At 70.1% G+C, this 22,764-nt stretch carries 22 protein-coding genes; 16 read left to right on the top strand and 6 right to left on the bottom strand.

The window, feature by feature from the left end; all coding sequences use genetic code 11:
- Window positions 1-65: 65 nt before the first annotated feature.
- The 12 genes from glyA (at window position 66) to ACIBVL_RS35495 (ending at window position 11,508) form a co-directional block, all read left to right on the top strand.
- Window positions 66-1,307, top strand: coding sequence for a serine hydroxymethyltransferase (glyA, locus tag ACIBVL_RS35440; RefSeq protein WP_399103932.1), 1,242 nt, complete (start codon window positions 66-68; stop codon window positions 1,305-1,307).
- Window positions 1,308-1,469: 162 nt separating this feature from the next.
- A complete protein-coding gene (locus ACIBVL_RS35445) occupies window positions 1,470-2,777 on the top strand; it encodes an MraY family glycosyltransferase (RefSeq protein WP_399103934.1) in 1,308 nt (435 codons plus the stop codon).
- A 312-nt stretch (window positions 2,778-3,089) separates the two neighbouring features.
- Complete coding sequence (locus ACIBVL_RS35450) at window positions 3,090-3,545, top strand: hypothetical protein (RefSeq protein ID WP_399103936.1); 456 nt, start codon at window positions 3,090-3,092, stop codon at window positions 3,543-3,545.
- A gap of 225 nt (window positions 3,546-3,770) precedes the next feature.
- Window positions 3,771-4,592, top strand: a complete 822-nt coding sequence (atpB, locus tag ACIBVL_RS35455; protein ID WP_399103938.1) for a F0F1 ATP synthase subunit A — start codon at window positions 3,771-3,773, stop codon at window positions 4,590-4,592.
- 72 nt (window positions 4,593-4,664) lie between these two features.
- Window positions 4,665-4,910: a F0F1 ATP synthase subunit C gene (locus tag ACIBVL_RS35460; RefSeq protein ID WP_399103940.1), complete on the top strand. Its 246-nt coding sequence runs from the start codon at window positions 4,665-4,667 to the stop codon at window positions 4,908-4,910.
- Window positions 4,911-4,946: 36 nt separating this feature from the next.
- Window positions 4,947-5,492, top strand: coding sequence for a F0F1 ATP synthase subunit B (locus tag ACIBVL_RS35465; protein WP_399103942.1), 546 nt, complete (start codon window positions 4,947-4,949; stop codon window positions 5,490-5,492).
- Window positions 5,489-6,304 carry a F0F1 ATP synthase subunit delta gene (locus ACIBVL_RS35470; protein ID WP_399103944.1) on the top strand — a complete coding sequence of 272 codons (816 nt, stop codon included), beginning with the start codon at window positions 5,489-5,491 and terminating at the stop codon, window positions 6,302-6,304. Before ACIBVL_RS35465 ends, ACIBVL_RS35470 begins: the two co-directional genes overlap by 4 nt.
- A 141-nt stretch (window positions 6,305-6,445) precedes the next feature.
- Complete coding sequence (gene atpA / locus ACIBVL_RS35475) at window positions 6,446-8,035, top strand: F0F1 ATP synthase subunit alpha (protein WP_399103946.1); 1,590 nt, start codon at window positions 6,446-6,448, stop codon at window positions 8,033-8,035.
- A gap of 21 nt (window positions 8,036-8,056) precedes the next feature.
- On the top strand, window positions 8,057-8,974 hold the full coding sequence (locus ACIBVL_RS35480; protein WP_399103948.1) for a F0F1 ATP synthase subunit gamma: 918 nt from the start codon (window positions 8,057-8,059) through the stop codon (window positions 8,972-8,974).
- Window positions 8,974-10,410 (top strand): F0F1 ATP synthase subunit beta, encoded by a 1,437-nt coding sequence (atpD, locus tag ACIBVL_RS35485; protein WP_399103950.1) that lies wholly within the window; start codon window positions 8,974-8,976, stop codon window positions 10,408-10,410. Before ACIBVL_RS35480 ends, atpD begins: the two co-directional genes overlap by 1 nt.
- A gap of 131 nt (window positions 10,411-10,541) precedes the next feature.
- Window positions 10,542-10,916, top strand: coding sequence for a F0F1 ATP synthase subunit epsilon (locus tag ACIBVL_RS35490; protein WP_053850769.1), 375 nt, complete (start codon window positions 10,542-10,544; stop codon window positions 10,914-10,916).
- A 145-nt stretch (window positions 10,917-11,061) separates the two neighbouring features.
- Window positions 11,062-11,508 (top strand): DUF2550 domain-containing protein, encoded by a 447-nt coding sequence (locus ACIBVL_RS35495; RefSeq protein ID WP_399103952.1) that lies wholly within the window; start codon window positions 11,062-11,064, stop codon window positions 11,506-11,508.
- A 14-nt stretch (window positions 11,509-11,522) separates the two neighbouring features.
- On the opposite strand, the gene ACIBVL_RS35500 is transcribed toward ACIBVL_RS35495, so the two are convergent.
- The 3 genes from ACIBVL_RS35500 to ACIBVL_RS35510 all read right to left on the bottom strand — a co-directional run bounded on the left by ACIBVL_RS35500 (window position 11,523) and on the right by ACIBVL_RS35510 (window position 15,287).
- Complete coding sequence (locus tag ACIBVL_RS35500; protein WP_399103954.1) at window positions 11,523-13,346, bottom strand: glycosyl hydrolase family 18 protein; 1,824 nt, start codon at window positions 13,344-13,346, stop codon at window positions 11,523-11,525.
- A 118-nt stretch (window positions 13,347-13,464) separates the two neighbouring features.
- Window positions 13,465-14,106: a response regulator gene (locus tag ACIBVL_RS35505; RefSeq protein ID WP_399103956.1), complete on the bottom strand. Its 642-nt coding sequence runs from the start codon at window positions 14,104-14,106 to the stop codon at window positions 13,465-13,467.
- Complete coding sequence (locus tag ACIBVL_RS35510) at window positions 14,103-15,287, bottom strand: sensor histidine kinase (protein ID WP_399103958.1); 1,185 nt, start codon at window positions 15,285-15,287, stop codon at window positions 14,103-14,105. Before ACIBVL_RS35510 ends, ACIBVL_RS35505 begins: the two co-directional genes overlap by 4 nt.
- A gap of 144 nt (window positions 15,288-15,431) precedes the next feature.
- Here ACIBVL_RS35510 and ACIBVL_RS35515 point away from each other — a divergent pair, with 144 nt between their 5' ends.
- Window positions 15,432-16,025, top strand: a complete 594-nt coding sequence (locus tag ACIBVL_RS35515) for a hypothetical protein (RefSeq protein ID WP_399103960.1) — start codon at window positions 15,432-15,434, stop codon at window positions 16,023-16,025.
- Here the strand turns inward: ACIBVL_RS35515 and ACIBVL_RS35520 are convergent.
- Window positions 16,022-16,594 (bottom strand): cob(I)yrinic acid a,c-diamide adenosyltransferase, encoded by a 573-nt coding sequence (locus ACIBVL_RS35520; RefSeq protein ID WP_399103962.1) that lies wholly within the window; start codon window positions 16,592-16,594, stop codon window positions 16,022-16,024. The genes ACIBVL_RS35515 and ACIBVL_RS35520 overlap by 4 nt on opposite strands.
- A gap of 413 nt (window positions 16,595-17,007) precedes the next feature.
- On the opposite strand from ACIBVL_RS35520, the gene ACIBVL_RS35525 reads away from it, so the two are divergent.
- Both ACIBVL_RS35525 and ACIBVL_RS35530 read left to right on the top strand, forming a co-directional pair.
- Window positions 17,008-17,331 (top strand): STAS domain-containing protein, encoded by a 324-nt coding sequence (locus ACIBVL_RS35525; RefSeq protein ID WP_069769958.1) that lies wholly within the window; start codon window positions 17,008-17,010, stop codon window positions 17,329-17,331.
- Window positions 17,332-17,591: 260 nt separating this feature from the next.
- Window positions 17,592-20,108 carry an ATP-binding protein gene (locus ACIBVL_RS35530; protein WP_399103965.1) on the top strand — a complete coding sequence of 839 codons (2,517 nt, stop codon included), beginning with the start codon at window positions 17,592-17,594 and terminating at the stop codon, window positions 20,106-20,108.
- 71 nt (window positions 20,109-20,179) lie between these two features.
- On the opposite strand, the gene nucS is transcribed toward ACIBVL_RS35530, so the two are convergent.
- Window positions 20,180-20,851, bottom strand: a complete 672-nt coding sequence (gene nucS, locus ACIBVL_RS35535; RefSeq protein WP_399103968.1) for an endonuclease NucS — start codon at window positions 20,849-20,851, stop codon at window positions 20,180-20,182.
- Window positions 20,852-21,171: 320 nt separating this feature from the next.
- Here nucS and ACIBVL_RS35540 point away from each other — a divergent pair, with 320 nt between their 5' ends.
- Window positions 21,172-21,564, top strand: a complete 393-nt coding sequence (locus ACIBVL_RS35540; protein WP_399103970.1) for an SCO5389 family protein — start codon at window positions 21,172-21,174, stop codon at window positions 21,562-21,564.
- A 101-nt stretch (window positions 21,565-21,665) separates the two neighbouring features.
- On the opposite strand, the gene ACIBVL_RS35545 is transcribed toward ACIBVL_RS35540, so the two are convergent.
- A complete protein-coding gene (locus ACIBVL_RS35545) occupies window positions 21,666-22,694 on the bottom strand; it encodes an LLM class flavin-dependent oxidoreductase (protein ID WP_399103972.1) in 1,029 nt (342 codons plus the stop codon).
- Window positions 22,695-22,764 lie beyond the last annotated feature (70 nt).

Consider the following 22,764-nt stretch of genomic DNA (forward strand, 5'->3'; position numbering starts at 1 on the left):
GATGTGGACGACGGGCCTCGGGCCTACATTGGGGGTACGTCATCGTCGACGCCCCGGAGTTCGCCATGTCGGTCACCCATGCCCCCGCCGCGGTCGATGCCCTGCGTCGGCAGGACCCGGAGTTGGCCGAGATCGTGCTGGGGGAGGGCGAGCGGCAGGCGTCGACGCTGCAGTTGAGCGCCGCCGAGAACTTCAGTTCGCCGGCCGTGCTGGCGGCGCTGGGCTCGCCCCTCGCCAACAAGTACGCGGAGGGGTATCCGGGGGCCCGGCACCACGGCGGCTGCGAGATCGTCGACGTGGCCGAGCGGATCGCCGTGGAGCGGGCGAAGGGGCTGTTCGGGGCCGAGCACGCCAATGTGCAGGCGCATTCGGGGTCGTCGGCCGTGCTGGCCGCGTATGCGGCGCTGCTGCGGCCCGGGGACACCGTGCTCGCCCTCGGGCTGTCCTACGGCGGCCACCTCACCCACGGGTCTCCGGCCAACTTCTCCGGGCGGTGGTTCGACTTCGTGCCGTACGGGGTCGACGCGGAGACCGGGCTGATCGACCACGAGCAGGTGCGCACGCTGGCCCGCAGCCATCGGCCCAAGGCGATCGTGTGCGGCTCCATCGCCTACCCGCGCCACATCGACTACGCCTTCTTCCGTGAGGTGGCCGACGAGGCCGGCGCCTTCCTCATCGCCGACGCCGCGCACCCCATCGGGCTGGTCGCGGGGGGAGCGGCGCCCAGTCCGGTGCCGTACGCCGACATCGTCTGCGCCACCACGCACAAGGTGCTGCGGGGGCCGCGCGGCGGGATGCTGCTGTGCGGGAGCGAACTGGCGGAGCGGGTCGACCGGGCCGTGTTCCCGTTCACTCAGGGCGGCGCGCAGATGCACACCATCGCCGCCAAGGCGGTCGCGTTCGGAGAGGCGGCGGCACCGGCGTTCATCGCGTACGCCCATCAGGTGGTCGCCAACGCGAGGGCTCTCGCGGCCCGGCTGGAGAAGGAGGGGCTGGTGGTGACGACCGGCGGGACCGACACCCATCTCGTCGCCGCCGATCCCACGCCCCTCGGTGTCGACGGGCGTACCGCGCGCGGGCTGCTCGCGGCCGCCGGGATCGTCCTGGAGTGCTGTGCGCTTCCGCATGCCGACGCCCGCGGGCTGCGCCTCGGTACGGCCGCGGTGACCACGCAGGGCATGCGGGAGGAGGAGATGGCGGGCGTCGCGGCGCTGATGGCGGGTGTGCTGCGCGGGCAGGTCGAGGGCAGGCGGGCCCGCGAGGAGGTACGGGAACTGGCCACGGCCTTTCCGCCGTATCCCGGGTGAAAGCGGGTAGGCGGGGGTTCGGATGCGCCCCCGCGCAACCGACTTCACAGCCCCACGTGCAACCATCGTCGCTACCCGGATGTCCCCACACATATGCGCCGCGTGTGAGTCGATCGCTAGGGTGTGGGGCTGAGATGGCCAGCGAGACCTGTGGGGAAGCCCGTGCGTGAATACCTGCTGACGCTCTGCATCACGGCCGCGGTGACGTATCTGCTGACAGGGCCGGTACGGAAGTTCGCGATCGTGGCCGGAGCGATGCCGGAGATCAGGGCCCGTGACGTGCACCGGGAACCCACTCCGCGGCTCGGCGGTATCGCCATGTTCTTCGGCCTGTGCGCCGGCCTGCTGGTCGCCGACCACCTCACCAACCTCAACGAGGTCTTCGAGAAGTCGAACGAGCCGCGCGCCCTGCTTTCGGGGGCGGCGCTGATCTGGCTGATCGGCGTCCTGGACGACAAGTTCGAGATCGACGCGCTGATCAAGCTGGGCGGCCAGATGATCGCCGCCGGCGTCATGGTGATGCAGGGTCTGACGATCCTGTGGCTGCCGGTGCCGTGGGTCGGCACGGTCGCGCTGACCCAGTGGCAGGGCACCCTGCTGACGGTCGCCCTGGTCGTCATCACGATCAACGCGGTCAACTTCGTGGACGGCCTCGACGGGTTGGCCGCCGGCATGGTGTGCATCGCGTCGGCCGCGTTCTTCATGTACGCCTACCGCATCTGGTACTCGTACGGCATCGAGGCCGCCGCCCCGGCGACGCTGTTCGCGGCGATCCTGATGGGCATGTGCCTGGGCTTCCTGCCGCACAACATGCACCCGGCGCGGATCTTCATGGGCGACTCCGGATCGATGCTGATCGGCCTGGTGCTGGCCGCGGGCGCGATCTCGGTGACGGGGCAGGTCGACCCCGATGTCATGAAGCTGTTCTCCGGGTCCGAGCGCAACGCCGTGCACCAGATGGTGCCGGTCTACATCCCGCTGATGATGCCGCTGACGATCATCGCGATCCCGGCCGCCGACCTCATCCTGGCGATCGTGCGCCGCACCTGGCGCGGTCAGTCGCCGTTCGCCGCGGACCGCGGCCATCTGCACCACCGGCTCCTGGAGATCGGCCACTCGCACAGCCGCGCGGTGCTGATCATGTACTTCTGGTCGGCGCTGATCGCGTTCGGCGCGCTCGCCTACTCCGTGAACGCCGCGTCCATGTGGATCGTGCTCGGGGTCGTGTTCCTCAGCGCGCTCGGTCTGGTGCTGCTCCTGCTGCCGCGCTTCACGCCCCGCGCCCCGCGCTGGGCCGAGGCGTTCGTGCCGCCGCGCTACCGCCGCGGGCGCCGGGCCGCCGATGCCGCGGAGGCCGCGCTCGCCGCCGCCGACGGACCGGAACCGGAGCCGCGTACACCGGTGACCGTCGGGGTCTCCGGGGCCAACGGGGCGACCGCCGTGGGCCCTCGTTCGCGGTCGGCAAGGTAAGAATCTGACTAGAGCATTGCCAAGTCGTGGGGGAAGCGGGCGGGGGCAAAGATCCCCAATACCAGACAACTCGGCGCTCTTTCCGCACAGACGCGCACGGTCACTCTCATGTGTGACAGCAAGCACACCATCCAGGTAAAGACCTCATCAAATAGTTTGTGATACGGTTCACGAGAACCCCGGACACAGTCGAAGGACCCGAATACGACGGTCCCTTGGCCCGAGGTCGGCGTGAGGTCTTTCGCCCCTCGAACCGGGACTACGCTCGTCCATGACGACACCCCTGCCCCCTTTGAAAGCGGAGTTGCCGCCATGCCGTCCAACGACGTCCGGATCCTGGCTCAGGCCGCCGTACCCACACTCGCCGCCGGTGCGATCGCCGCCGTCGTCAGCGGTGTGGTCGCGGGCGGCAAGGGAGCCGTCGGAGCCGTCGTCGCGACCGTGGTCGTGATCGCGTTCATGGGGCTCGGCCTCTACGTACTGCAGCGCACCGCCAAATCGCTTCCGCACCTGTTCCAGGCCATGGGCCTGATGCTCTACGCGGCGCAGCTCCTGCTGCTGTTCATCTTCATGGCGGCGTTCAAGAACACGACGCTGTTCAACCCCCGGGCCTTCGCCATCACGCTCGTCGCCGCCACGCTCGCGTGGATCGCCGCCCAGACGCGCGCCCACATGAAGGCCAAGATCCTTTACGTCGAACCCGATCCGGTCTCCTCCGCGACTTCCTCGAAGGGCGAGAAGCCCGAAAAATCGGGGCACTCGTCGTGAGGGGTAGGGCCGGGATAAAGACGTCTGAGATCTCCTGCTATCGTCCGGTGCCAACTGCGGCATCGCGGGCGCGGGCATCCGAGCTGACGCCTGCTCAATCGCGAGGCGAGATGCCCCCAAGCCGCCCCCACATCCGAAACACCAGTCCCGTGCCGAATCGCGGTCGAACGCCGCGCCGACACAACGAGGTTGCCGTACACATGCGCCACGACGAAGGAGCCCGCGGTGAGTGCTGACCCGACGCAGGTGCTCGCTTTCGAGACCGACTGCCACCTGTTCGACGGTTGTGGCTTCCCGGCTCCGGGCCTGCACTCGTTCCTGTTCGAGCCGCTCTTCGGCGACGCGGACGGCAACTCCTACTTCAACAAGACGATGCTGCTGGCGCTGCTCGGCTCGATCATCATCGTCGGCTTCTTCTGGGCCGCCTTCGCCCGTCCGAAGGTCGTCCCCGGCAAGCTCCAGATGGTCGCCGAGGCCGGCTACGACTTCGTACGCCGCGGTGTCGTCTACGAGACCATCGGCAAGAAGGAAGGCGAGAAGTACGTCCCGCTCGTCGTCTCGCTCTTCTTCTTCGTCTGGATGATGAACCTCTGGTCGATCGTCCCGGTCGCCCAGTTCCCGGTCACCGCGATCATCTCCTACCCCGCGGTCCTCGCCGGCATCGTCTACATCCTGTGGGTCTCGCTGACCTTCAAGCGCCAGGGCTTCGTCGGAGCCTGGAAGAACTTCACCGGCTACGACAAGTCCCTCGGCGCGGTCCTCCCGCTGTCGATGACGATCGAGCTGTTCTCGAACCTCCTCGTGCGGCCCTTCACCCACGCCGTCCGACTCTTCGCGAACATGTTCGCCGGTCACACCCTCCTGCTGCTCTTCACGATCGCCAGCTGGTACATGCTGAACGGCATCGGCATCGCCTACTCCGCCGTCTCGTTCGTGATGGTCATCGTGATGACAGCCTTCGAGCTCTTCATCCAGGCGGTCCAGGCGTACGTCTTCGTCCTGCTGACCTGCAGCTTCATCCAGGGCGCGCTCGCCGAGCACCACTGAGCACTCCCGACCCCCATCCAGACATCCGGTGGCCAACCCCCACCGGTCCTTGAAAGAGAAGGAAGAACCGGCATGTCCGCTCTCCAGACCCTTGCCGAAGTCAAGCTCGTGGGCAACCTCGGCTCGATCGGTTACGGCCTCGCCGCGATCGGCCCGGGCGTCGGCGTCGGCATCATCTTCGGTAACGGCACCCAGGCGCTCGCCCGCCAGCCCGAGGCGGCCGGCCTGATCCGCGCCAACCAGATCCTCGGCTTCGCCTTCTGTGAGGCGCTCGCCCTGATCGGTCTGGTCATGCCGTTCGTCTACCCGACCTCCTGATCCGTCGGACCGCCCCTTTCGACGAAAGGCACTGATATGAGCCCCCTGGTTCAGCTGGCGGCTGAGGAAGCGGAAAACCCGCTCATCCCGCCGATTCCGGAGCTCGTGATCGGCCTGATCGCCTTCGTCATCGTCTTCGGCTTCCTCGCCAAGAAGCTCCTCCCGAACATCAACAAGGTTCTGGAAGAGCGTCGCGAGGCGATCGAGGGCGGTATCGAGAAGGCCGAGGCCGCTCAGACCGAGGCACAGAGCGTGCTCGAGCAGTACAAGGCTCAGCTCGCCGAGGCCCGCCACGAGGCCGCGCGCCTGCGCCAGGAGGCTCAGGAGCAGGGCGCCGCGCTCATCGCCGAGATGCGTGCGGAAGGCCAGCGGCAGCGCGAGGACATCGTCGCCGCCGGTCACACGCAGATCGAGGCCGACCGCAAGGCCGCCGCGTCCGCGCTGCGTCAGGACGTCGGCAAGCTCGCCACCGAACTGGCCGGCAAGCTCGTCGGTGAGTCCCTCGAGGACCACGCCCGGCAGAGCCGCGTCATCGACCGCTTCCTCGACGAGCTCGAGGAGAAGGCCGAGGCGTCGCGATGAACGGAGCGAGCCGCGAGGCCCTGGCAGCCGCACGTGAGCGTCTCGACGCGCTGACGGACTCCACGTCCGTGGACGCCGCGCAGCTCGCCGAAGAGCTGGCGGCCGTCACCGCGCTGCTCGACCGCGAGGTGTCGCTGCGTCGGGTCCTCACCGACCCGGCGCAGGCCGCTGAGGCCAAGGCCGGGCTGGCCCAGCGCCTGCTCGGCTCCCAGGTCAGCGGCACCACCGCCGACCTGGTCTCCGGCCTGGTGCGGTCCCGCTGGTCGCAGTCGCGCGACCTGGTGGACGCGCTGGAGGAGCTGGCGAACACCGCCGACCTCACCGCCGCGCAGCGGGCCGGCACGCTCGACGACGTCGAGGACGAACTGTTCCGCTTCGGGCGGATCGTCTCCTCCACCACCGAGCTGCGGGCCGCACTGACCGACCGGAAGGCCACCGCCTCGGCCAAGGGCGAGCTGCTGCGCAGCCTGCTCGGCGGCCGTGCCGACGCGGCCACCGTGAGGCTGGTGACGCGCCTTGTGACCGCTCCGCGGGGACGTAGCCTGGAAGCGGGACTCGAGTCCCTGTCCAAGCTCGCCGCCGAGCGCCGCAACCGCGTCGTGGCCGTCGTCACCTCGGCCGTGCCGTTGAGCGACACGCAGAAGCAGCGCCTCGGCGCCGCCCTCGCGAAGCTCTACGGGCGTCAGATGCACCTCAACCTCGACGTGGACCCCGACGTCGTCGGCGGAATCCGGGTGCAGGTCGGTGACGAGGTCATCAACGGTTCGATCGCGGACCGGCTCGAGGACGCGTTCCGCCGCATGGCGGGCTAGCAGCAACTCAATACGCAGTACGTACGCAAGCGGCCCTGGTTGGGCCGTGCAGAGGATTCACCTCGTTCAGGGGGGAGTCCGGGAGTTTAGGCATCCCCCCAAGTGAAACTTCGGGCCCAACAAGGAGAGCAGGGAACCCAGATGGCGGAGCTCACGATCCGGCCGGAGGAGATCCGGGACGCGCTGGAGAACTTCGTCCAGTCGTACCAGCCGGACGCGGCCTCGCGCGAGGAGGTCGGTACGGTCACCCTTGCCGGCGACGGCATCGCGAAGGTCGAGGGTCTTCCCTCGGCCATGGCCAACGAACTGCTGAAGTTCGAGGACGGCACCCTCGGCCTCGCCCTCAACCTCGAGGAGCGCGAGATCGGTGCCATCGTCCTCGGTGAGTTCAGCGGCATCGAGGAGGGGCAGCCGGTCACCCGTACCGGCGAGGTGCTCTCCGTGGCCGTCGGCGAGGGCTACCTCGGCCGCGTCGTCGACCCGCTCGGCAACCCGATCGACGGCCTCGGCGAGATCGAGACCGACAGCCGTCGCGCGCTTGAGCTGCAGGCCCCCACGGTCATGCAGCGCAAGTCGGTGCACGAGCCGATGGAGACCGGCTACAAGGCCGTCGACGCGATGACCCCGATCGGCCGCGGTCAGCGTCAGCTGATCATCGGTGACCGCCAGACCGGCAAGACCGCCCTGGCCGTCGACACGATCATCAACCAGCGCGACAACTGGCGCTCGGGCGACGCGGACAAGCAGGTCCGCTGCATCTACGTCGCGATCGGCCAGAAGGGCTCCACCATCGCGTCGGTCCGCCGCGCGCTGGAGGAGAACGGCGCGCTGGAGTACACGACCATCGTCGCCGCCCCGGCGTCCGACCCGGCCGGCTTCAAGTACCTCGCCCCGTACACCGGTTCGGCCATCGGCCAGCACTGGATGTACCAGGGCAAGCACGTCCTGATCATCTTCGACGACCTGTCGAAGCAGGCCGACGCCTACCGCGCCGTGTCGCTGCTGCTGCGCCGCCCGCCGGGCCGTGAGGCCTACCCGGGTGACGTCTTCTACCTGCACTCCCGTCTGCTGGAGCGCTGCGCGAAGCTCTCGGACGACATGGGCAAGGGCTCGATGACCGGTCTGCCGATCGTCGAGACCAAGGCCAACGACGTCTCGGCGTTCATCCCGACCAACGTCATCTCCATCACCGACGGCCAGTGCTTCCTGGAGTCGGACCTGTTCAACGCCGGTCAGCGCCCCGCGCTGAACGTCGGTATCTCCGTCTCCCGAGTCGGTGGTTCCGCGCAGCACAAGGCGATGAAGCAGGTCTCCGGCCGTCTGCGCGTGGACCTGGCCCAGTTCCGTGAGCTGGAGGCGTTCGCCGCCTTCGGTTCCGACCTGGACGCCGCGTCGAAGGCGCAGCTGGAGCGCGGTCAGCGCATGGTCGAGCTGCTGAAGCAGGCCCAGTACCAGCCGATGTCGACCGAGGACCAGGTCGTCTCGGTGTGGGCCGGCACCACCGGCCGGATGGACGACGTACCGGTCGCCGACATCCGCCGCTTCGAGAAGGAGCTCCTGGAGTACCTGCACCGCAAGGAGCAGGGCCTCATGACCTCCATCCGTGAGGGCGGCAAGCTCTCCGACGACACGCTGACGGCCGTGGCCGACGCGATCGTGGAGTTCAAGAAGCAGTTCGAGACGAGCGACGGCAAGCTGCTCGGCGAGGACGCTTCGCCCACCGCCAAGTGACGTAAGGAAGGGACCTGACTCATGGGAGCCCAGCTCCGGGTCTACAAGCGTCGCATCCGATCCGTCACCGCGACCAAGAAGATCACGAAGGCGATGGAGATGATCGCCGCCTCGCGCGTCGTCAAGGCGCAGCGCAAGGTGGCGGCCTCCACGCCGTACGCGACCGAGCTCACCCGCGCGGTCACGGCGGTCGGTACCGGTTCGAACACCAAGCACCCGCTGACCACGCAGGCCGAGACGGTCGTGCGGTCCGCGGTGCTGCTCCTGACGAGCGACCGTGGTCTCGCCGGTGCCTTCAACTCCAACGCCATCAAGGCGGCGGAGACGCTGACGGCGCGCCTCGAGGCCGAGGGCAAGCAGGTCGACACGTACATCGTCGGCCGGCGCGGTGTCGCCCACTACAAGTTCCGTGAGCGAGAGATCGCTCAGTCGTGGACGGGCTTCACGGACGAGCCGTCGTACGCGGACGCCAAGAAGGTCGCGGCCCCCCTGATCGAGGCCATCGAGACGGACACGGCGGACGGCGGCGTGGACGAGATCCACATCGTGTTCACCGAGTTCGTCTCGATGATGACGCAGACGGCGCTCGACGACCGTCTGCTGCCGCTCAGCCTCGACGAGGTGGCCAAGGAGGCGAAGCCGCAGGGCGAGATCCTTCCGCTCTACGACTTCGAGCCCTCGGCGGAGGACGTCCTCGACGCCCTGCTGCCGCGCTACGTGGAGAGCCGCGTCTACAACGCGCTCCTCCAGTCGGCCGCCTCGAAGCACGCCGCGACGCGGCGCGCGATGAAGTCGGCCACCGATAACGCCGGAGAGCTCATCGAGACGCTCTCCCGGCTTGCCAACGCGGCCCGCCAGGCCGAAATCACCCAGGAAATCAGCGAGATCGTCGGTGGCGCGGGCGCCCTGGCCGACGCGACCGCGGGGAGTGACCGCTAATGACCACCACTGTTGAGACCGCGACGGCCACGGGCCGCGTCGCCCGGGTCATCGGCCCGGTCGTCGACGTGGAGTTCCCCGTCGACGCGATGCCGGAGATCTACAACGCGCTGCACGTCGAGGTCTCCGACCCGGCGAACGCGGGCGAGAAGAAGATCCTGACCCTGGAGGTCGCCCAGCACCTGGGTGACGGCCTGGTCCGCACCATCTCCATGCAGCCCACCGACGGTCTGGTCCGCCAGGCCCAGGTCACCAACACCGGCACGGGCATCACCGTCCCGGTCGGCGACTTCACCAAGGGCAAGGTGTTCAACACCCTCGGTGAGGTGCTGAACGTCGACGAGAAGTACGACGGCGAGCGCTGGTCCATCCACCGCAAGGCCCCGAACTTCGACGAGCTCGAGTCGAAGACCGAGATGTTCGAGACCGGCGTCAAGGTCATCGACCTTCTCACCCCATACGTCAAGGGTGGAAAGATCGGTCTGTTCGGCGGCGCCGGCGTCGGCAAGACGGTGCTCATCCAGGAGATGATCTACCGCGTCGCCAACAACCACGACGGTGTCTCCGTGTTCGCCGGTGTCGGCGAGCGCACCCGTGAGGGCAACGACCTCATCGAGGAGATGTCCGACTCGGGCGTCATCGACAAGACCGCGCTGGTCTTCGGCCAGATGGACGAGCCCCCGGGCACCCGTCTGCGCGTGGCCCTCGCCGGTCTGACCATGGCGGAGTACTTCCGCGATGTGCAGAAGCAGGACGTGCTGTTCTTCATCGACAACATCTTCCGCTTCACGCAGGCCGGTTCCGAGGTGTCGACCCTGCTCGGCCGTATGCCCTCCGCGGTGGGCTACCAGCCGAACCTGGCCGACGAGATGGGTCTCCTCCAGGAGCGCATCACCTCGACCCGCGGTCACTCGATCACCTCGATGCAGGCGATCTACGTCCCCGCCGACGACCTGACCGACCCGGCCCCGGCCACCACCTTCGCCCACCTCGACGCGACGACGGTTCTCTCCCGTCCGATCTCCGAGAAGGGCATCTACCCGGCCGTGGACCCGCTGGACTCCACGTCCCGCATCCTGGACCCGCGGTACATCGCGCAGGACCACTACGACGCCGCCATGCGCGTCAAGACGATCCTGCAGAAGTACAAGGACCTCCAGGACATCATCGCGATCCTCGGTATCGACGAGCTCGGCGAGGAGGACAAGCTCGTCGTCCACCGTGCCCGTCGCGTGGAGCGCTTCCTGTCCCAGAACACCCACGTCGCCAAGCAGTTCACCGGCGTCGACGGGTCGGACGTCCCGCTGGAGGAGTCGATCGCGGCCTTCAACGCGATCTGCGACGGCGAGTACGACCACTTCCCGGAGCAGGCGTTCTTCATGTGCGGTGGCCTCGAGGACCTCAAGGCCAACGCCAAGGAGCTGGGCGTCTCCTGAGCTCTGAGCTCGCAGTGAGCCCTGCGGCTCACGTCTGAGGGGGCGGGCGCGTCCCGCCCCCTCAGCCACGCCCACTAGACTTAGTAACCAACACCCGGCAGAACCGCCGGGTGGTGACCCGAGGAGCCACCTTGGCTGCTGAGCTGCACGTCGCGCTGGTCGCGGCCGACCGAGAGGTCTGGTCCGGCGAGGCCACCCTGGTCGTCGCGCGCACCACGTCCGGCGACATCGGCGTCATGCCCGGTCACCAGCCGCTGCTCGGTGTGCTGGAGTCGGGCCCGGTGACCATCCGTACGAGTGATGGCGGGACGGTCGTCGCCGCGGTGCACGGCGGTTTCATCTCGTTCGCGGACAACAAACTGTCGCTGCTGGCCGAGATCGCCGAGCTGTCGGACGAGATCGACGTCCAGCGCGCGGAGCGGGAGCTGGAGCGCGCGAAGGCGGAGGGCGACGCCGCCGCCGAGCGCCGCGCGGACGTGCGCCTGCGTGCGGCGGCCACGCGCTGACAACCTGGCGCGGAGCTGTATGACGTCACTCAGCCGCGGTCGGCACCGGAGCAATCCGGAGCCGACCGCGGCTGAGGCAGATATGGATGTTTTTTCCGTTCCGTTACCTATTTTCGGTACCTAGGAGACGAGGAGGTCGGTGTCGATGGTCCTCGCTCTGACTGTGTGCGGAATCGTCGTGGCCCTGGTGGTGCTGGGGTTGTTCGTCTTCGGTCTGCGCCGCAGACTCATCCAGCGTTCCGGCGGCACCTTCGACTGTTCCCTGCGCTGGGACGTCCCCGAGAAACCTGACACGAGCGGCAAAGGCTGGAGCTACGGCGTCGCCCGCTACAACGGCGACCGCATCGAGTGGTACCGCGTCTTCTCCTACGCCTACCGTCCCCGCCGCGTCCTGGAACGCGCCTCGATCGAGGTGGCCGGCCGCCGGCTGCCCGAGGGCGAGGAGGAGCTGGCGCTGCTGTCCGACGCGGTGATCCTCGTCTGCACCCACCGGGGCACGCGTCTCGAACTCGCCATGAGCGAAGACGCGCTGACCGGTTTCCTCGCGTGGCTGGAGGCAGCCCCGCCCGGTCAGCGCGTCAACGTCGCCTGACTCGCCGAACTGTCTTACGACAGTCCGCTGTTGATGGCGCTCACCAGCTCACCGTTGCCGGTGTCACCGCTGAACTCCCAGAAGAACGCGCCGCCGAGGCCCTGCGTCTTGGCCCACGCCATTTTGGTACCGATGGTGGCCGGAGTGTCGTAGGACCACCAGTTGCTGCCGCAGTGCGCGTAGGCCGTGCCCGCGATGGTGCCGGTGGCCGGGCAGGACGTCTTGAGGACCTTGTAGTCCTCGATGCCCTGCTCGTATGTGCCGGGCGCAGGGCCCGTCGCGGTGCCGCCCGGGGCGTCCTGGGTGACGCCGGTCCAGCCGCGGCCGTAGAAGCCGATGCCGATGAGCAGCTTGCTCGCGGGCACGCCCTTCGCCTTGAACTTGGCCATCGCGTCGGCCGTGGTGAACCCGGCCGTCGGGATGCCGCTGTACGAGGTGAGCGGGGAGTGCGGGGCGGTCGGGCCCTGGGCGGCCCAGGCGCCGAAGAAGTCGTACGTCATCACGTTGTACCAGTCGACGTACTGCGCGGCGCCCGCGTAGTCGGCCGCGTCGATCTTGCCGCCGGAGGAGCCGTCGGCCGTGGTGGCCGCCGTGACCAGGTTGTTCGCGCCGAACTTGGCGCGCAGCGCGGACATCAGGTTCTTGAAGGCCGCGGCGCCGGAGGTGTCGCAGGACAGACCGCAGGCGTTCGGGTACTCCCAGTCGATGTCGATGCCGTCGAAGACGTCGGCCCAGCGCGGGTCCTCGACCAGGTTGTAGCAGGACTGCGCGAAGGCCGTCGGGTTGGCCGCCGCCTGGGCGAAGCCGCCGGACCAGGTCCAGCCGCCGAACGACCACAGCACCTTGATGTTCGGGTACTTGGCCTTCAGCTGCCGCAGCTGGTTGAAGTTGCCGCGCAGCGGCTGGTCCCAGGTGTCGGCGACGCCGCTGACGGACTGGTCGGCGGTGAAGGCCTTGTCGTAGTCGGCGTAGGAGTCGCCGATGGCGCACTGGCCGCCCGTGACGTTGCCGAAGGCGTAGTTGATGTGGGTGATCTTCGCGGCCGAGCCGGACGTCACCAGGTTCTTGACGTTGTAGTTGCGGCCGTAGATGCCCCACTCGGTGAAGTAGCCGAGCTTGACCTTGGAGCCGGTGGTCGGGGGAGGGTTGGTGCCGCCGGTGGTGTGGACCGCGACCGCGCCGCTGGCGGGCCCCGTCTGGTCGGCGGTGTCACGGGCCTGGACGGTGTAGGAGTAGTCGGTGCCGGCGGTCAGACCCGTGTCGGTGTACGAGGTCGTCGTGACCGTGGCGACCTTGGTGCCGTCGCGCAGGACGTCGTAGTTCTTGACGCCCTTGTCGTCGGTGGCGGCGGACCAGGTCAGTTTCACCGAGGTGTCGGTGATGCCGGACGCGGTGGGGGTGCCCGGCGCGGAGGGGGAGGCGTCGCCCGGCACGGTGGTGCCGTCGCAGCTGTCGCCGTTGAGCCTGCAGTTCGAGGGGGAGCCGGAGCCCGCGCCGTTGAAACCGAAGGAGACGGAGGCGCCGGGGGCGATCGAGCCGTTGTAGGACTTGTTCTTGGCGGTCCAGTGGGTGCCGGAGGAGGTGACGTCGGCGTCCCAGGCGGAGGTGACGGAGGTACCGGAGGGGAAGTCCCACTCGACCGTCCAGGAGCTGATGGCGGTGGTGCCGGTGTTCTTCACCGTCCACTTGCCCTCGAAGCCGGTGCCCCAGTCCTGGGCCTTGGCGTAGGTGGCGGTGGCGGTCGTCGCGGCCTGGGCCGGGCTCGCGAGGCCGACCAGTCCGGCCAGCGGGAGCAACAGGGTCGCGAACCCTGCCGCGGCTCTGTGTCTGAAGCGCATTCTGCGCCTCCTATGGGGAGTTGGGGGGCGCGACTGAGCCTTCGCACCCACAGTGCGGCGAGAATAGAAAGGTCTGGACCACGGGTCAATAGGTCTGGACCACTCTTGTATACGGCCGCTAGATCCCCAACTCCTGTGCCAGTACGGCCGCTTGAACCCGACTGCGCAGCTCCAGCTTCCCCAGCAGCCGGCTGACGTGCGTCTTGACCGTGGCCTCCGCCATGTCGAGCCGCTCGGCGATCCCCGCGTTGGACAGGCCCTCCCCGAGGCAGGCCAGCACCTCGCGCTCACGCCGGGTGAGGCTGTCGAGGACGGCGAGGTCGGTGGTGGGCCGCCGTACCGGCCCGGCGGCGAACTCGGCGATCAGGCGCCGGGTGACGGCCGGGGCGATCAGCCCCTCCCCGGCGGCCACGGTGCGGACCGCCGTCAGCAGATCCCTCGCCTCCGTGTTCTTCAGCAGAAACCCGGCGGCCCCCGCCCGCAACGCCCCGAAGACATACTCGTCGAGGTCGAAAGTGGTCAGCACGAGGACGTCCGCGAGTCCTTCCTCGACCACCTTCCGGGTCGCCGCCACCCCGTCCAGCCGCGGCATCTGAACGTCCATCAGCACCAGGTCGGGCCGCAGCTCCCGGGCCAGCGCCACCGCCCGCTCGCCGTCCGCCGCCTCGCCGACCACCTCGATGTCGGGCGCACTGCCCAGGATCAGGACGAGCCCGGCGCGCACGGCGGACTGGTCCTCGGCGACGAGGACGCGGATCACGGGCGGTCTCCTTCGGCGAGGGGGAGGGCGGCGCGTACGGTCCACAGCGCGCCGTCGGGCCCGGCCTCGAACGTGCCGCCCAGCAGCGCGGCCCGCTCCCGCATGCCGACGAGACCGGCCCGGGAGCCGGGGGCGCGCGGACCGTCCCGGTGACCGTACGGGCTGCTCACCCGCACGTCGAGCATCCCCTCGCGGCGGGCGAGGCGCACCGTCACCCGGCCCGGACAGGCGTGCTTGAGGGCGTTGGTCAGCGACTCCTGGACGATGCGGTAGGCGGCGAGTTCCACGGGGGTGGGGACCCGGCCCGGGTCGTGGTCGAGGGTGACGTCCAGCCCGTTGGCGCGGGCGCCGTCGACCAGGGCCGCGAGGCCGTCGAGGGTGGGTGCCGCGGCCGGCGCGTGGTCGCCGCTGCCGTCGCGCAGGATGCCGATCAGCCGCCGCATCTCCGCCAGCCCGTCGACGCTGTTCTCGCGGATGGTCCGTAACGCCTGCCGGGAGGTGTCCGGGTCGTCGATCGACAGCGCGGCCGTGGAGTGGATGGCGATCGCGGAGAGATGGTTGGCGACCATGTCGTGCAACTCCCGCGCCATCCGGGCCCGTTCGGCGAGAACCGCCTGCGACCGGTCCACTTCGGCCAGCAGCGCGGTCTGTTCGGCGCGCAGCCGGGCCGCCTCGGCGGCGTCGCGGTGGTCGCGCACGATCCAGCCGGTGGCGGCGGGCCCGAACGCGACGACGCCGACGACGACCCCGATCATCAGCGCCTCCGGCACCCGCCACACCGCGAACGGTACGACCGTCCCGGCCACCGTGAGCAGCCCGGTGATCCTCGGGATGCGGCGGGCCGAGGCGGGCGGACCGTACAGGACGGCCGCGTACACCAGGTCGGTGAACATCAGGATCGACGAGAGGTTGCCCTGGGTCACGGTGTCCGCGGTGATCGCGACGGTGCCGGTCAGCAGGGCCGCGCGGGGCGCCGTCCGGCGCAGCAGCTCACAGCCGGCCAGCACGCCGAGCGGTACCAGCACCGGCCAGGGGCCGTCGAAGAGGGTGATCGGATCGCTGGACGGGCGGACACCGAGCTTGAACACCACCAGCAGCAGCCCGCCGACCAGCCCGCCGAGCGCGACGTACCCGTCGAACCGATGCGGGCGGGGCAGTCGTCGTACGGCCATGCCCTCCATCCAACACGGCCCGCACGCCGTCCGCCTGCTCCCCGGGAACGGTCCCGAACTGCATCTTTCGATGTACCGCGACCTCGTCACCGCAGACGACGAACCCGGCCGCCGGGGACGGGAGCCTGGCAGGGTGAAGGAGAGGAGCGGATCGTGATCGTCGGACTGATCATCGCCTGCGAGGTGGCCTTCTGGGTGCTCCTGCTCGCGGGGCTGGCCTTCCGTTACGTCTTTCGGATGCCGCGCACCGGGCTGGCCCTGCTGCTGTGCGAGCCGTTGCTGGAGGTCGTGCTGTTCGCGGTGACCGCGGTCGACCTCGAGAACGGCGCCGAGCCGGACTGGCGGCACGGCCTCGCCGCTGTCTACATCGGATTCACCGTCGGCCTCGGCCACTCCACCGTCCGCTGGGCCGACGCCCGCGTCGCCCACCATTTCGCGGGGGGCCCGCCGCCCGTGAAGCCGCCGAAGTACGGTACGGCCCGCGCCGTCCACGAGTGGAAGATCGCGGGCCGCTGGATCCTCGCCGCGCTGGTCGCCGTCGCCCTGCTCCAGGCCGCGGTCTGGTACGTCGGCGGCGACGGGGACGCCGACTCGCTGCGGGCGTGGCAACAGCGGATGCTGTGGGTGATCGGCATCAACGTCGTCATCGCCGGGAGCTACACCCTCTTCCCCGGACAGCGGCCGAGGCGCAAACAGACCTCGGGCCCTTCCGACGGATCCCGCGGAGATCCGTCAGAAGGGCTCTAGCGCTCCCCGCCCGGCACCCACAGCACGTCCCCGGCCGCCTTGTTGGCCGTGCGGGCGAGGATGAAGAGCAGGTCCGAGAGGCGGTTGAGGTAGGTCGCGGTGAGGGGGTTCATCGCCGCGGCGTGGACCTCCAGGGCGGCCCAGGTGGAGCGTTCGGCCCGGCGGACCACTGTGCAGGCCTGGTGGAGGAGGGCCGCGCCCGGGGTGCCGCCCGGAAGGATGAACGAGCGGAGTTTCTCGAGGCGCTCGTTGAAGCGGTCGCAGTCCGCCTCCAGACGGTCGACGTAGAACTGCTCGACCCGCAGCGGCGGGAACTCGGGATTCTCCACCACCGGGGTGGAGAGGTCCGCGCCCACATCGAACAGGTCGTTCTGGACGCGGGTGAGGACCTTGACGATCTCCTCGTCCAGGCCGCCCAGCGCGATCGCGGTGCCGATGACCGCGTTCGCCTCGTTGGCGTCGGCGTACGCGGCGATCCTGAGGTCGGTCTTGGCGACCCGGCTCATGTCGCCGAGGGCGGTGCTGCCCTGGTCGCCGGTCCTGGTGTAGATGCGCGTCAGATTGACCATGCGGCCAATCTAGACGGTCCCCGCGGATCCGTTCCGTTCCCTTCGTCACCCCTGGTCAGTCCGGTGCCAATCGTCGTCAATCGGACAGGAATTGACGACGTGACCGGCGTCTCACGCCCTGAGACGTGAGACGCGTTACTAACCGGTCACACAGCGCCCTCACGACCGCTAATCTCCGGCCGAGAGCCAGACGGCGATGCGCCGGATGGTTGACGCCGGTGACATCGCACGCGAGAGCGGGCAGGGCTTACTCCAAGCGCCGAAACCGCACAGGCCCCAGGGGTCTCACCCCTGAGGGTGAATTCGGTATCGGTTCGCTCACAGACGGCAACCAGCGACCGCTTTACGCAGTCAGAGCATGCAACACCGGACACCACACCGCGGAGCACGAGACGCACGCTTAGGGGAGCGCTATGCACATCAGGGGCGACCACGTCGAGCTGGTCGTCGGGGGCCGCCTCGACGTGCGCAGCGCGGCGGACGCCCGCACGGCCCTGCACACGGCCGTGGACGACGGCGACGGCGACCTGGTGCTCGACCTGTCCGAACTGGACTCCTGGGACGCCACCGGACTCGGCGTCATCATGGGTGTCCACCGGCGGGCCGGCCGCTGCGGCCGGCGCCTGGTGCTGCGCGGCGTACCGCCACAGATGCAGCGCCTGCTGGTGGCCACCCGGCTGCACCGGATCCTGGCGATCGAGGGCGGCATCGGGGTGGAGTCGCTACCCCGGGTGTGACAACCGGAGGAGTCGGGTCCGTCCCGCCGCAGCCCGGGTGGCCTGCGGCGGAAAACATACGGCGGGCGCAATCCTCACCGGACTGTGACGTCTCGGACGGCCCGGCACCCCGGACTGTCGTAGATACTGGGCGAAGGTTTACCGTTCGTCTGCCCGCCGCCCGCAGCCCTCGAGCGGGCACCGGACCAGAAGCGACAGCGCAGTGTGCAGCAAGGCCGGGAGGGGCTACCGCCACACGACGCTTTTGGGGGGCTTGACCCATGGACCCGAACACCCGGGGACCCGAGGAGCACGGCCATGACGGCGACGGCGACACGCCGCGCCCGCGCCCGTCCAGGGACCCCCTGACACCCGACTTCGGCCAGCACGCCCCGGGCCCCGCCCGCACGGTGCGGCTCGTCGTCGGCGAGCACCTGCTCACGGTCAACCCGGTCGACGGCAGCGAGATCGAACTCTGCCCGCCCACCGAACGGCCGGAGCGCCCCGTCAAGCGCACCCCCGAGCAGCGCGCCGAGGTCGAGCGCGCCGCCCACCCGCCCGCCCCCGCCGGACCCACCCGGCCCGCGCAGCCGCTCCTCGGCCGCCAGGACGAACGCGAACAGCTCGTCCGCCTTCTCGCCCGCGGCCGCTCCGTCCGCCTCGTCGGACCGGCCGGCTCCGGCCGCACCAGTCTCCTCGACCTGGTCGCCGAGGACTGCGAGGACCTCGCCCCCGACGGCGTCGTCCGCCTCTCCGGCTTCGGCCGCACCCCGGCCGATCTGCTGCACGACCTCTTCCACGCCGTCCACGAAGCCGACCGTCACCGCCCCGACGACGAGGAACTGCGTGCCCTCGTCCGGGAGATCGGCGCGGTCGTCGTCGTCGACGACCTGGACTTCGGCGGGACCGCGCTCGACGACCTCCTGGACGCCACACCCGAGTGCGCCTTCCTGTTCGGCGCCACCCCCGACACCCCGCCGCCCTCCGACGACTCCGCCGTCGAGGAGGTCGTCCTCGGCGGCCTGGACCGCGCGGGAGGCGTCGACGTCATCGAACGCGCCGTCGGCCGGACCCTGACCGAGGAGGAGTCCAACTGGGCCGGCGACCTCTGGTTCGAGTCCGAGGGCCTGCCGCTGCGTTTCGTCCAGGCCGGCGCCCTGCTCCGGCAGCGCGACCAACTCCGCGCCGACGTCGACGCGGTCGACGCCTTCGGCGTCTTCGAGGACGCCCGCCCGCTCGCCGAGCCCGTCGACGCCGGAGCCGGCGACGCCGAGGACATACCCCTGCCCTCCCTCGGCGAGGCCGCCGCGCCCGCCCCGCTGCTCGCCGCCCGCCTCAGCGCCTCCGCCCGCGCCACCCTGCGCTTCGCGGTCGCCCTCGGCGGCGAGGTCCCGCACCAGGCGCATCTGCCTGCCCTGGTCGGCGACACCCACGCCGACGCGGCCCTCGGTGAACTGGCCGCCTGCGGGCTCGTCTCCCCGGTCGGCACCCGCTACCGGCTCGCCGCCGGCGTCCAGACCCAGCTGGAGGCCGCCGGATACGGCGACGACACCGAGACCCGCGCCCTCACCGCCGCCCAGCACTACGCCTGGTGGGCCGGCCATCCCTCCGTCACCCCCGAACGGGTCTGCGCCGAGGCGGACGCCGTCCTCGCCGCCCTGGCCCTCGTGACCCCCACGACGGCCCCGCCCGCCGAGGACGAGGAGGCCACCGCCGTCCGGCTCGCCCGCGCCGCCGCGCCCGCGTTCGCCGCGGGACTGCGCTGGAGCGCCTGGGAGCACGCCCTGCACGAGGGCGCCGAGGCCGCCCGGCTCGCCGGGGAGTCCGCCGACCGGGCCTACTTCCACCACGAACTCGGTGTCCTGGCGCTCTGCGTCGGCGACCTCGACCGGGCCCGCTCCGAACTGGAGGCCTCGCTCGGCCTGCGCAACTCCCTGGCCGACAAACGCGGCACCGTCGCCGGCCGTCGCGCCCTCGCCCTCGTCGCCGACGCCTGCGGGGACATTCCCGGCCTGGCCTCGGCGACGGTCGGCGAGGAGGTGCCCGACGCCCGCCACGAGGAGTCCGCGCCGCCGCCGCGCGGCATCCAGGCGGCGCTCCCGACCTACCCGCCCGAGGCCCAGACGCTCGCCCACCGGCCGGTGCCCCCGACGGCCCCGGCCCGCCACAGCCGGGGCGGCCTCAAGGGCCTCGCCAAGCGCAACCTTGTCGCGGCCGGCGCGGGCGCGCTCCTCGTCGCCGTGCTCGGCACGGTCGTCACGCTCGGCGCGACCTCGGACAACGACGCCGACAACCCCGCCGGCCGGGGCGGCGTCAACCCCTCCGCCAGCACCGGTCTCTCCGACGGCGGCCCCGGCTCGCAGACCCCGAGCGACGACACCGGCACCGGCGACACGGGCACGGCGACCAGCAGGCCGACGGACCCCGGACCGGACGGGACGATGGGGACCGCGGACGATCCGACACCGACGGGCTCCGCGACGGCCACGACGGGGGCGGGCGGTTCGCAGGGATCGAGCGGGGGCACCACTCCGACCCCGTCGCACTCCACGTCGTCGAGCCCGAGCTCCCGGCCCCCGTCCTCCTCGCCGAGGCCGTCGACCTCCAGCAGCACCGGTACCGGAGGTTCCCCGTCGGCCTCGCCGTCCCAGTCCCCGTCGACACCCCCCACCCCGAGCAACTCCCCGTCCACCGGGACCTCGGCCAGCGGCACGACCTCCAGCGCCCCGGTCTCGCCCAGCACGGCGGGCAGCGCGTCCTCCTCGTCCTCCTCGTCCTCGTCGGACTCGGTGATCTGATCGCCCCCGGGCACCACGAGGGCCGGGTTCCTCTCCCGGGAACCCGGCCCTCGTCGTCGTGGAACCGCCGCTCAGAACAACCGGAGCTTGTCGTCCTCGATGCCCCGCATCGCGTCGTAGTCCAGGACCTGGCAGCCGATGCCGCGGTCCGTGGCCAGGACGCGGGCCTGAGGCTTGATCTCCTGGGCGGCGAAGATGCCGCGGACCGGCGCGAGATGCGGGTCCCGGTTCAACAGCTCCAGATAGCGGGTGAGTTGCTCGACGCCGTCGATCTCGCCGCGCCGCTTGATCTCGACCGCGACCGTCTGGCCGTCCGCGTCCCGGCACAGGATGTCCACCGGGCCGATGGCCGTCATGTACTCGCGGCGGATGAGGGTGTAGCCCTCGCCGAGGGTCTCGATGCGGTCGGCGAGCAGTTCCTGGAGGTGCGCTTCCACGCCGTCCTTGATCAGGCCAGGATCGACACCCAGTTCGTGCGACGAGTCGTGGAGGATCTCCTCCATGGTGATGATGAGCTTCTCGCCCGCCTTGTTGACGACGGTCCAGACTCCCTCCTCGTCACCGGTGCCCTCCTTCAGCGTGCAGGGCGGCGACATCCAGTTCAGGGGCTTGTAGGCCCGGTCGTCCGCGTGGATCGAGACGCTGCCGTCCGCCTTCACCAGGATGAGACGGGGGGCGGAGGGGAGATGGGCGGTGAGCCGGCCGGCGTAGTCGACGGAGCACCGGGCGATGACGAGACGCATGGTGCGCAACGCTATCCGACACCCCGTGCCCCACGCGATTCGCCCACCCTTCTCCCACCACCGCCCTCGACCGGGGCCCTGCGGGCCGCCCCTTTTCATCGGGAAAAAGATCGTTCGAACCCGGACGGACTCTGGCCGATTGTGTCCCCAAGAGGGCTGCCCTATGTGCCCATTCTCCTGGTGCGGTCACGGTCCGTTGCCTACCGTAGTGAACGGGAGGTCGCGATGCGTGTACTCAGCGTTGCGGTGGTTCCGGCATGGCGAACTCCCTTTCCCTGTCCGGCAACCCCTGCGCTCTCGGGGGTGCGAGAGGAGTACCCATGTCGCTCGACGTCTCACCGGCCCTACTCGAACAGGCCGAGCGAGGCGAGGTCGACGAAGCTGAATTCGTCGACTGCGTCCGGACCTCCCTGCCCTACGCATGGGAGATGATCAGCTCCCTGGTGGCCCAGCTGAAGGTGGACGGCGGAGCCTTCGCCGACAACCAGACGCCCCCGCCGGACGAGCAGGCGCGCGGCCAGTTGCTGCGCGCGCTGGCGAGTGACGCCATACGCGGCGCCCTGCAGCGGCACTTCGGTGTACGGCTGGCCTTCCAGAACTGCCACCGGGTGGCGGTGTTCCCGTTGGACTCGGCTGTCGACGAGAAGCTCGTCCGCTTCACCTCGGTCCGCAGCCAGGTGCTGAACCAGTCTCCGGAATTCCGGGACTGCTGAGGCATCACTTTGAGCCTGTTGCTTGCCGCTCCTCACGCGGGAGGTGCCATCAGTACGGGAGCGGCAAGCTCCCGGCCCGGACGGGCCGTTCGGCATGGGTGTCAGCGGAGGTGGGGGAGTACCTCCGCGCCCAGCCGCCGTACGTTCTCCTCCGTGGCCGCCAGGTCGCCCGAGCCCTCGACGAGCAGGGCGAAGCGCGAGATGCCGGTCCGCTCGCTGGTCGCCGCGAGACGGTCGGCGCACAGCCGCGGCGTGCCCACCGGGTGCAGCCCGCAGAGCAGTTCGGTGTACGCCACCGGGTCCCGCATGGCGCGGGGGCGGCCGTCCACCGTCACATGCGCGTCGAGCCCCTGCTTCAGCCAGCCCGGCATCGCCTTCACCAGGCTCTCCACCGCGTCCGTGTGCCGGTCCGCGAGCTGGCAGACGCCCGCCGAGACATGGGCCGCGCCCCTGATCTCGTCCCCGGACCGCCCGGCCGCACGCGCGTACTTCCGCCACAGGGCGACCATCTCGGCCTTCTCCTCGTCCCCGACATGCATCCCGAGCAGCATCGGCAGCCCCCGCTCGGCGGCCAGCCGCACGGTCGCCTGCGAGGTGCACGCGACGACGACCTCCGGACCCTCGGTATCCGTCAGCGCCTCCGACGGGCGGGGCACGACGGGGACTTCACGGAAGCGGAAGCGGTCGCCGTCGGCTCCCACCGACGGTTCGCGCAGCCAGCGCAGCAGCAGATCGAGGGATTCCGGGAACCCCTCCTCGTACGCCTCCAGGCCCGACCCGAACACCTCCAGGTCGACCCACGGCCCGCCGCGTCCCACGCCGAGCGAGAACCGGCCGCCGCTCGTCAGATGCAGCAGCGCGGCCTGTTCGCCGAGGGCGACGGGGTGGGAGGTGGGCAGGACGCTCACCGCCGTACCGACCCGGATGCGCCGGGTGCGGCCCAGCAGCAGAGCGGCCAGGGTGACCGCCGACGGGCACGTGCCGTACGGCACGAAGTGGTGCTCGCCCAGCCAGACCGAGTCAAGACCGGCTTCCTCGGCGACCTCGGCCGAGCGGACCGCCCGGTGCAGCGCCTCCCCCTGGCCCTGCCCGGGGAACTGGGCACCCAACACGAAACTACCAACGCGCATGGACTTTCCTGCTTCCTTGGCTCCGACACGGAGCTCCCCCACCCGGCATAACCGTCTGACACGTGCCGAG

The organism is Streptomyces sp. NPDC049687 (assembly GCF_044465285.1).
Lineage (GTDB): Bacteria > Actinomycetota > Actinomycetes > Streptomycetales > Streptomycetaceae > Streptomyces.

What these genes read in the sequence shown, in the direction of transcription:
- glyA (WP_399103932.1), top strand. Translation starts at nt 66, where the DNA reads ATGTCGGTCACCCATGCCCCCGCCGCGGTCGATGCCCTGCGTCGGCAG.
- ACIBVL_RS35450 (WP_399103936.1), top strand. Translation starts at nt 3,090, where the DNA reads ATGCCGTCCAACGACGTCCGGATCCTGGCTCAGGCCGCCGTACCCACA.
- ACIBVL_RS35460 (WP_399103940.1), top strand. Translation starts at nt 4,665, where the DNA reads ATGTCCGCTCTCCAGACCCTTGCCGAAGTCAAGCTCGTGGGCAACCTC.
- ACIBVL_RS35465 (WP_399103942.1), top strand. Translation starts at nt 4,947, where the DNA reads ATGAGCCCCCTGGTTCAGCTGGCGGCTGAGGAAGCGGAAAACCCGCTC.
- ACIBVL_RS35470 (WP_399103944.1), top strand. Translation starts at nt 5,489, where the DNA reads ATGAACGGAGCGAGCCGCGAGGCCCTGGCAGCCGCACGTGAGCGTCTC.
- atpA (WP_399103946.1), top strand. Translation starts at nt 6,446, where the DNA reads ATGGCGGAGCTCACGATCCGGCCGGAGGAGATCCGGGACGCGCTGGAG.
- ACIBVL_RS35480 (WP_399103948.1), top strand. Translation starts at nt 8,057, where the DNA reads ATGGGAGCCCAGCTCCGGGTCTACAAGCGTCGCATCCGATCCGTCACC.
- atpD (WP_399103950.1), top strand. Translation starts at nt 8,974, where the DNA reads ATGACCACCACTGTTGAGACCGCGACGGCCACGGGCCGCGTCGCCCGG.
- ACIBVL_RS35495 (WP_399103952.1), top strand. Translation starts at nt 11,062, where the DNA reads ATGGTCCTCGCTCTGACTGTGTGCGGAATCGTCGTGGCCCTGGTGGTG.
- ACIBVL_RS35500 (WP_399103954.1), bottom strand. Translation starts at nt 13,346, where the DNA reads ATGCGCTTCAGACACAGAGCCGCGGCAGGGTTCGCGACCCTGTTGCTC.
- ACIBVL_RS35510 (WP_399103958.1), bottom strand. Translation starts at nt 15,287, where the DNA reads ATGGAGGGCATGGCCGTACGACGACTGCCCCGCCCGCATCGGTTCGAC.
- ACIBVL_RS35520 (WP_399103962.1), bottom strand. Translation starts at nt 16,594, where the DNA reads ATGGTCAATCTGACGCGCATCTACACCAGGACCGGCGACCAGGGCAGC.
- ACIBVL_RS35525 (WP_069769958.1), top strand. Translation starts at nt 17,008, where the DNA reads ATGCACATCAGGGGCGACCACGTCGAGCTGGTCGTCGGGGGCCGCCTC.
- ACIBVL_RS35530 (WP_399103965.1), top strand. Translation starts at nt 17,592, where the DNA reads ATGGACCCGAACACCCGGGGACCCGAGGAGCACGGCCATGACGGCGAC.
- nucS (WP_399103968.1), bottom strand. Translation starts at nt 20,851, where the DNA reads ATGCGTCTCGTCATCGCCCGGTGCTCCGTCGACTACGCCGGCCGGCTC.
- ACIBVL_RS35540 (WP_399103970.1), top strand. Translation starts at nt 21,172, where the DNA reads ATGTCGCTCGACGTCTCACCGGCCCTACTCGAACAGGCCGAGCGAGGC.
- ACIBVL_RS35545 (WP_399103972.1), bottom strand. Translation starts at nt 22,694, where the DNA reads ATGCGCGTTGGTAGTTTCGTGTTGGGTGCCCAGTTCCCCGGGCAGGGC.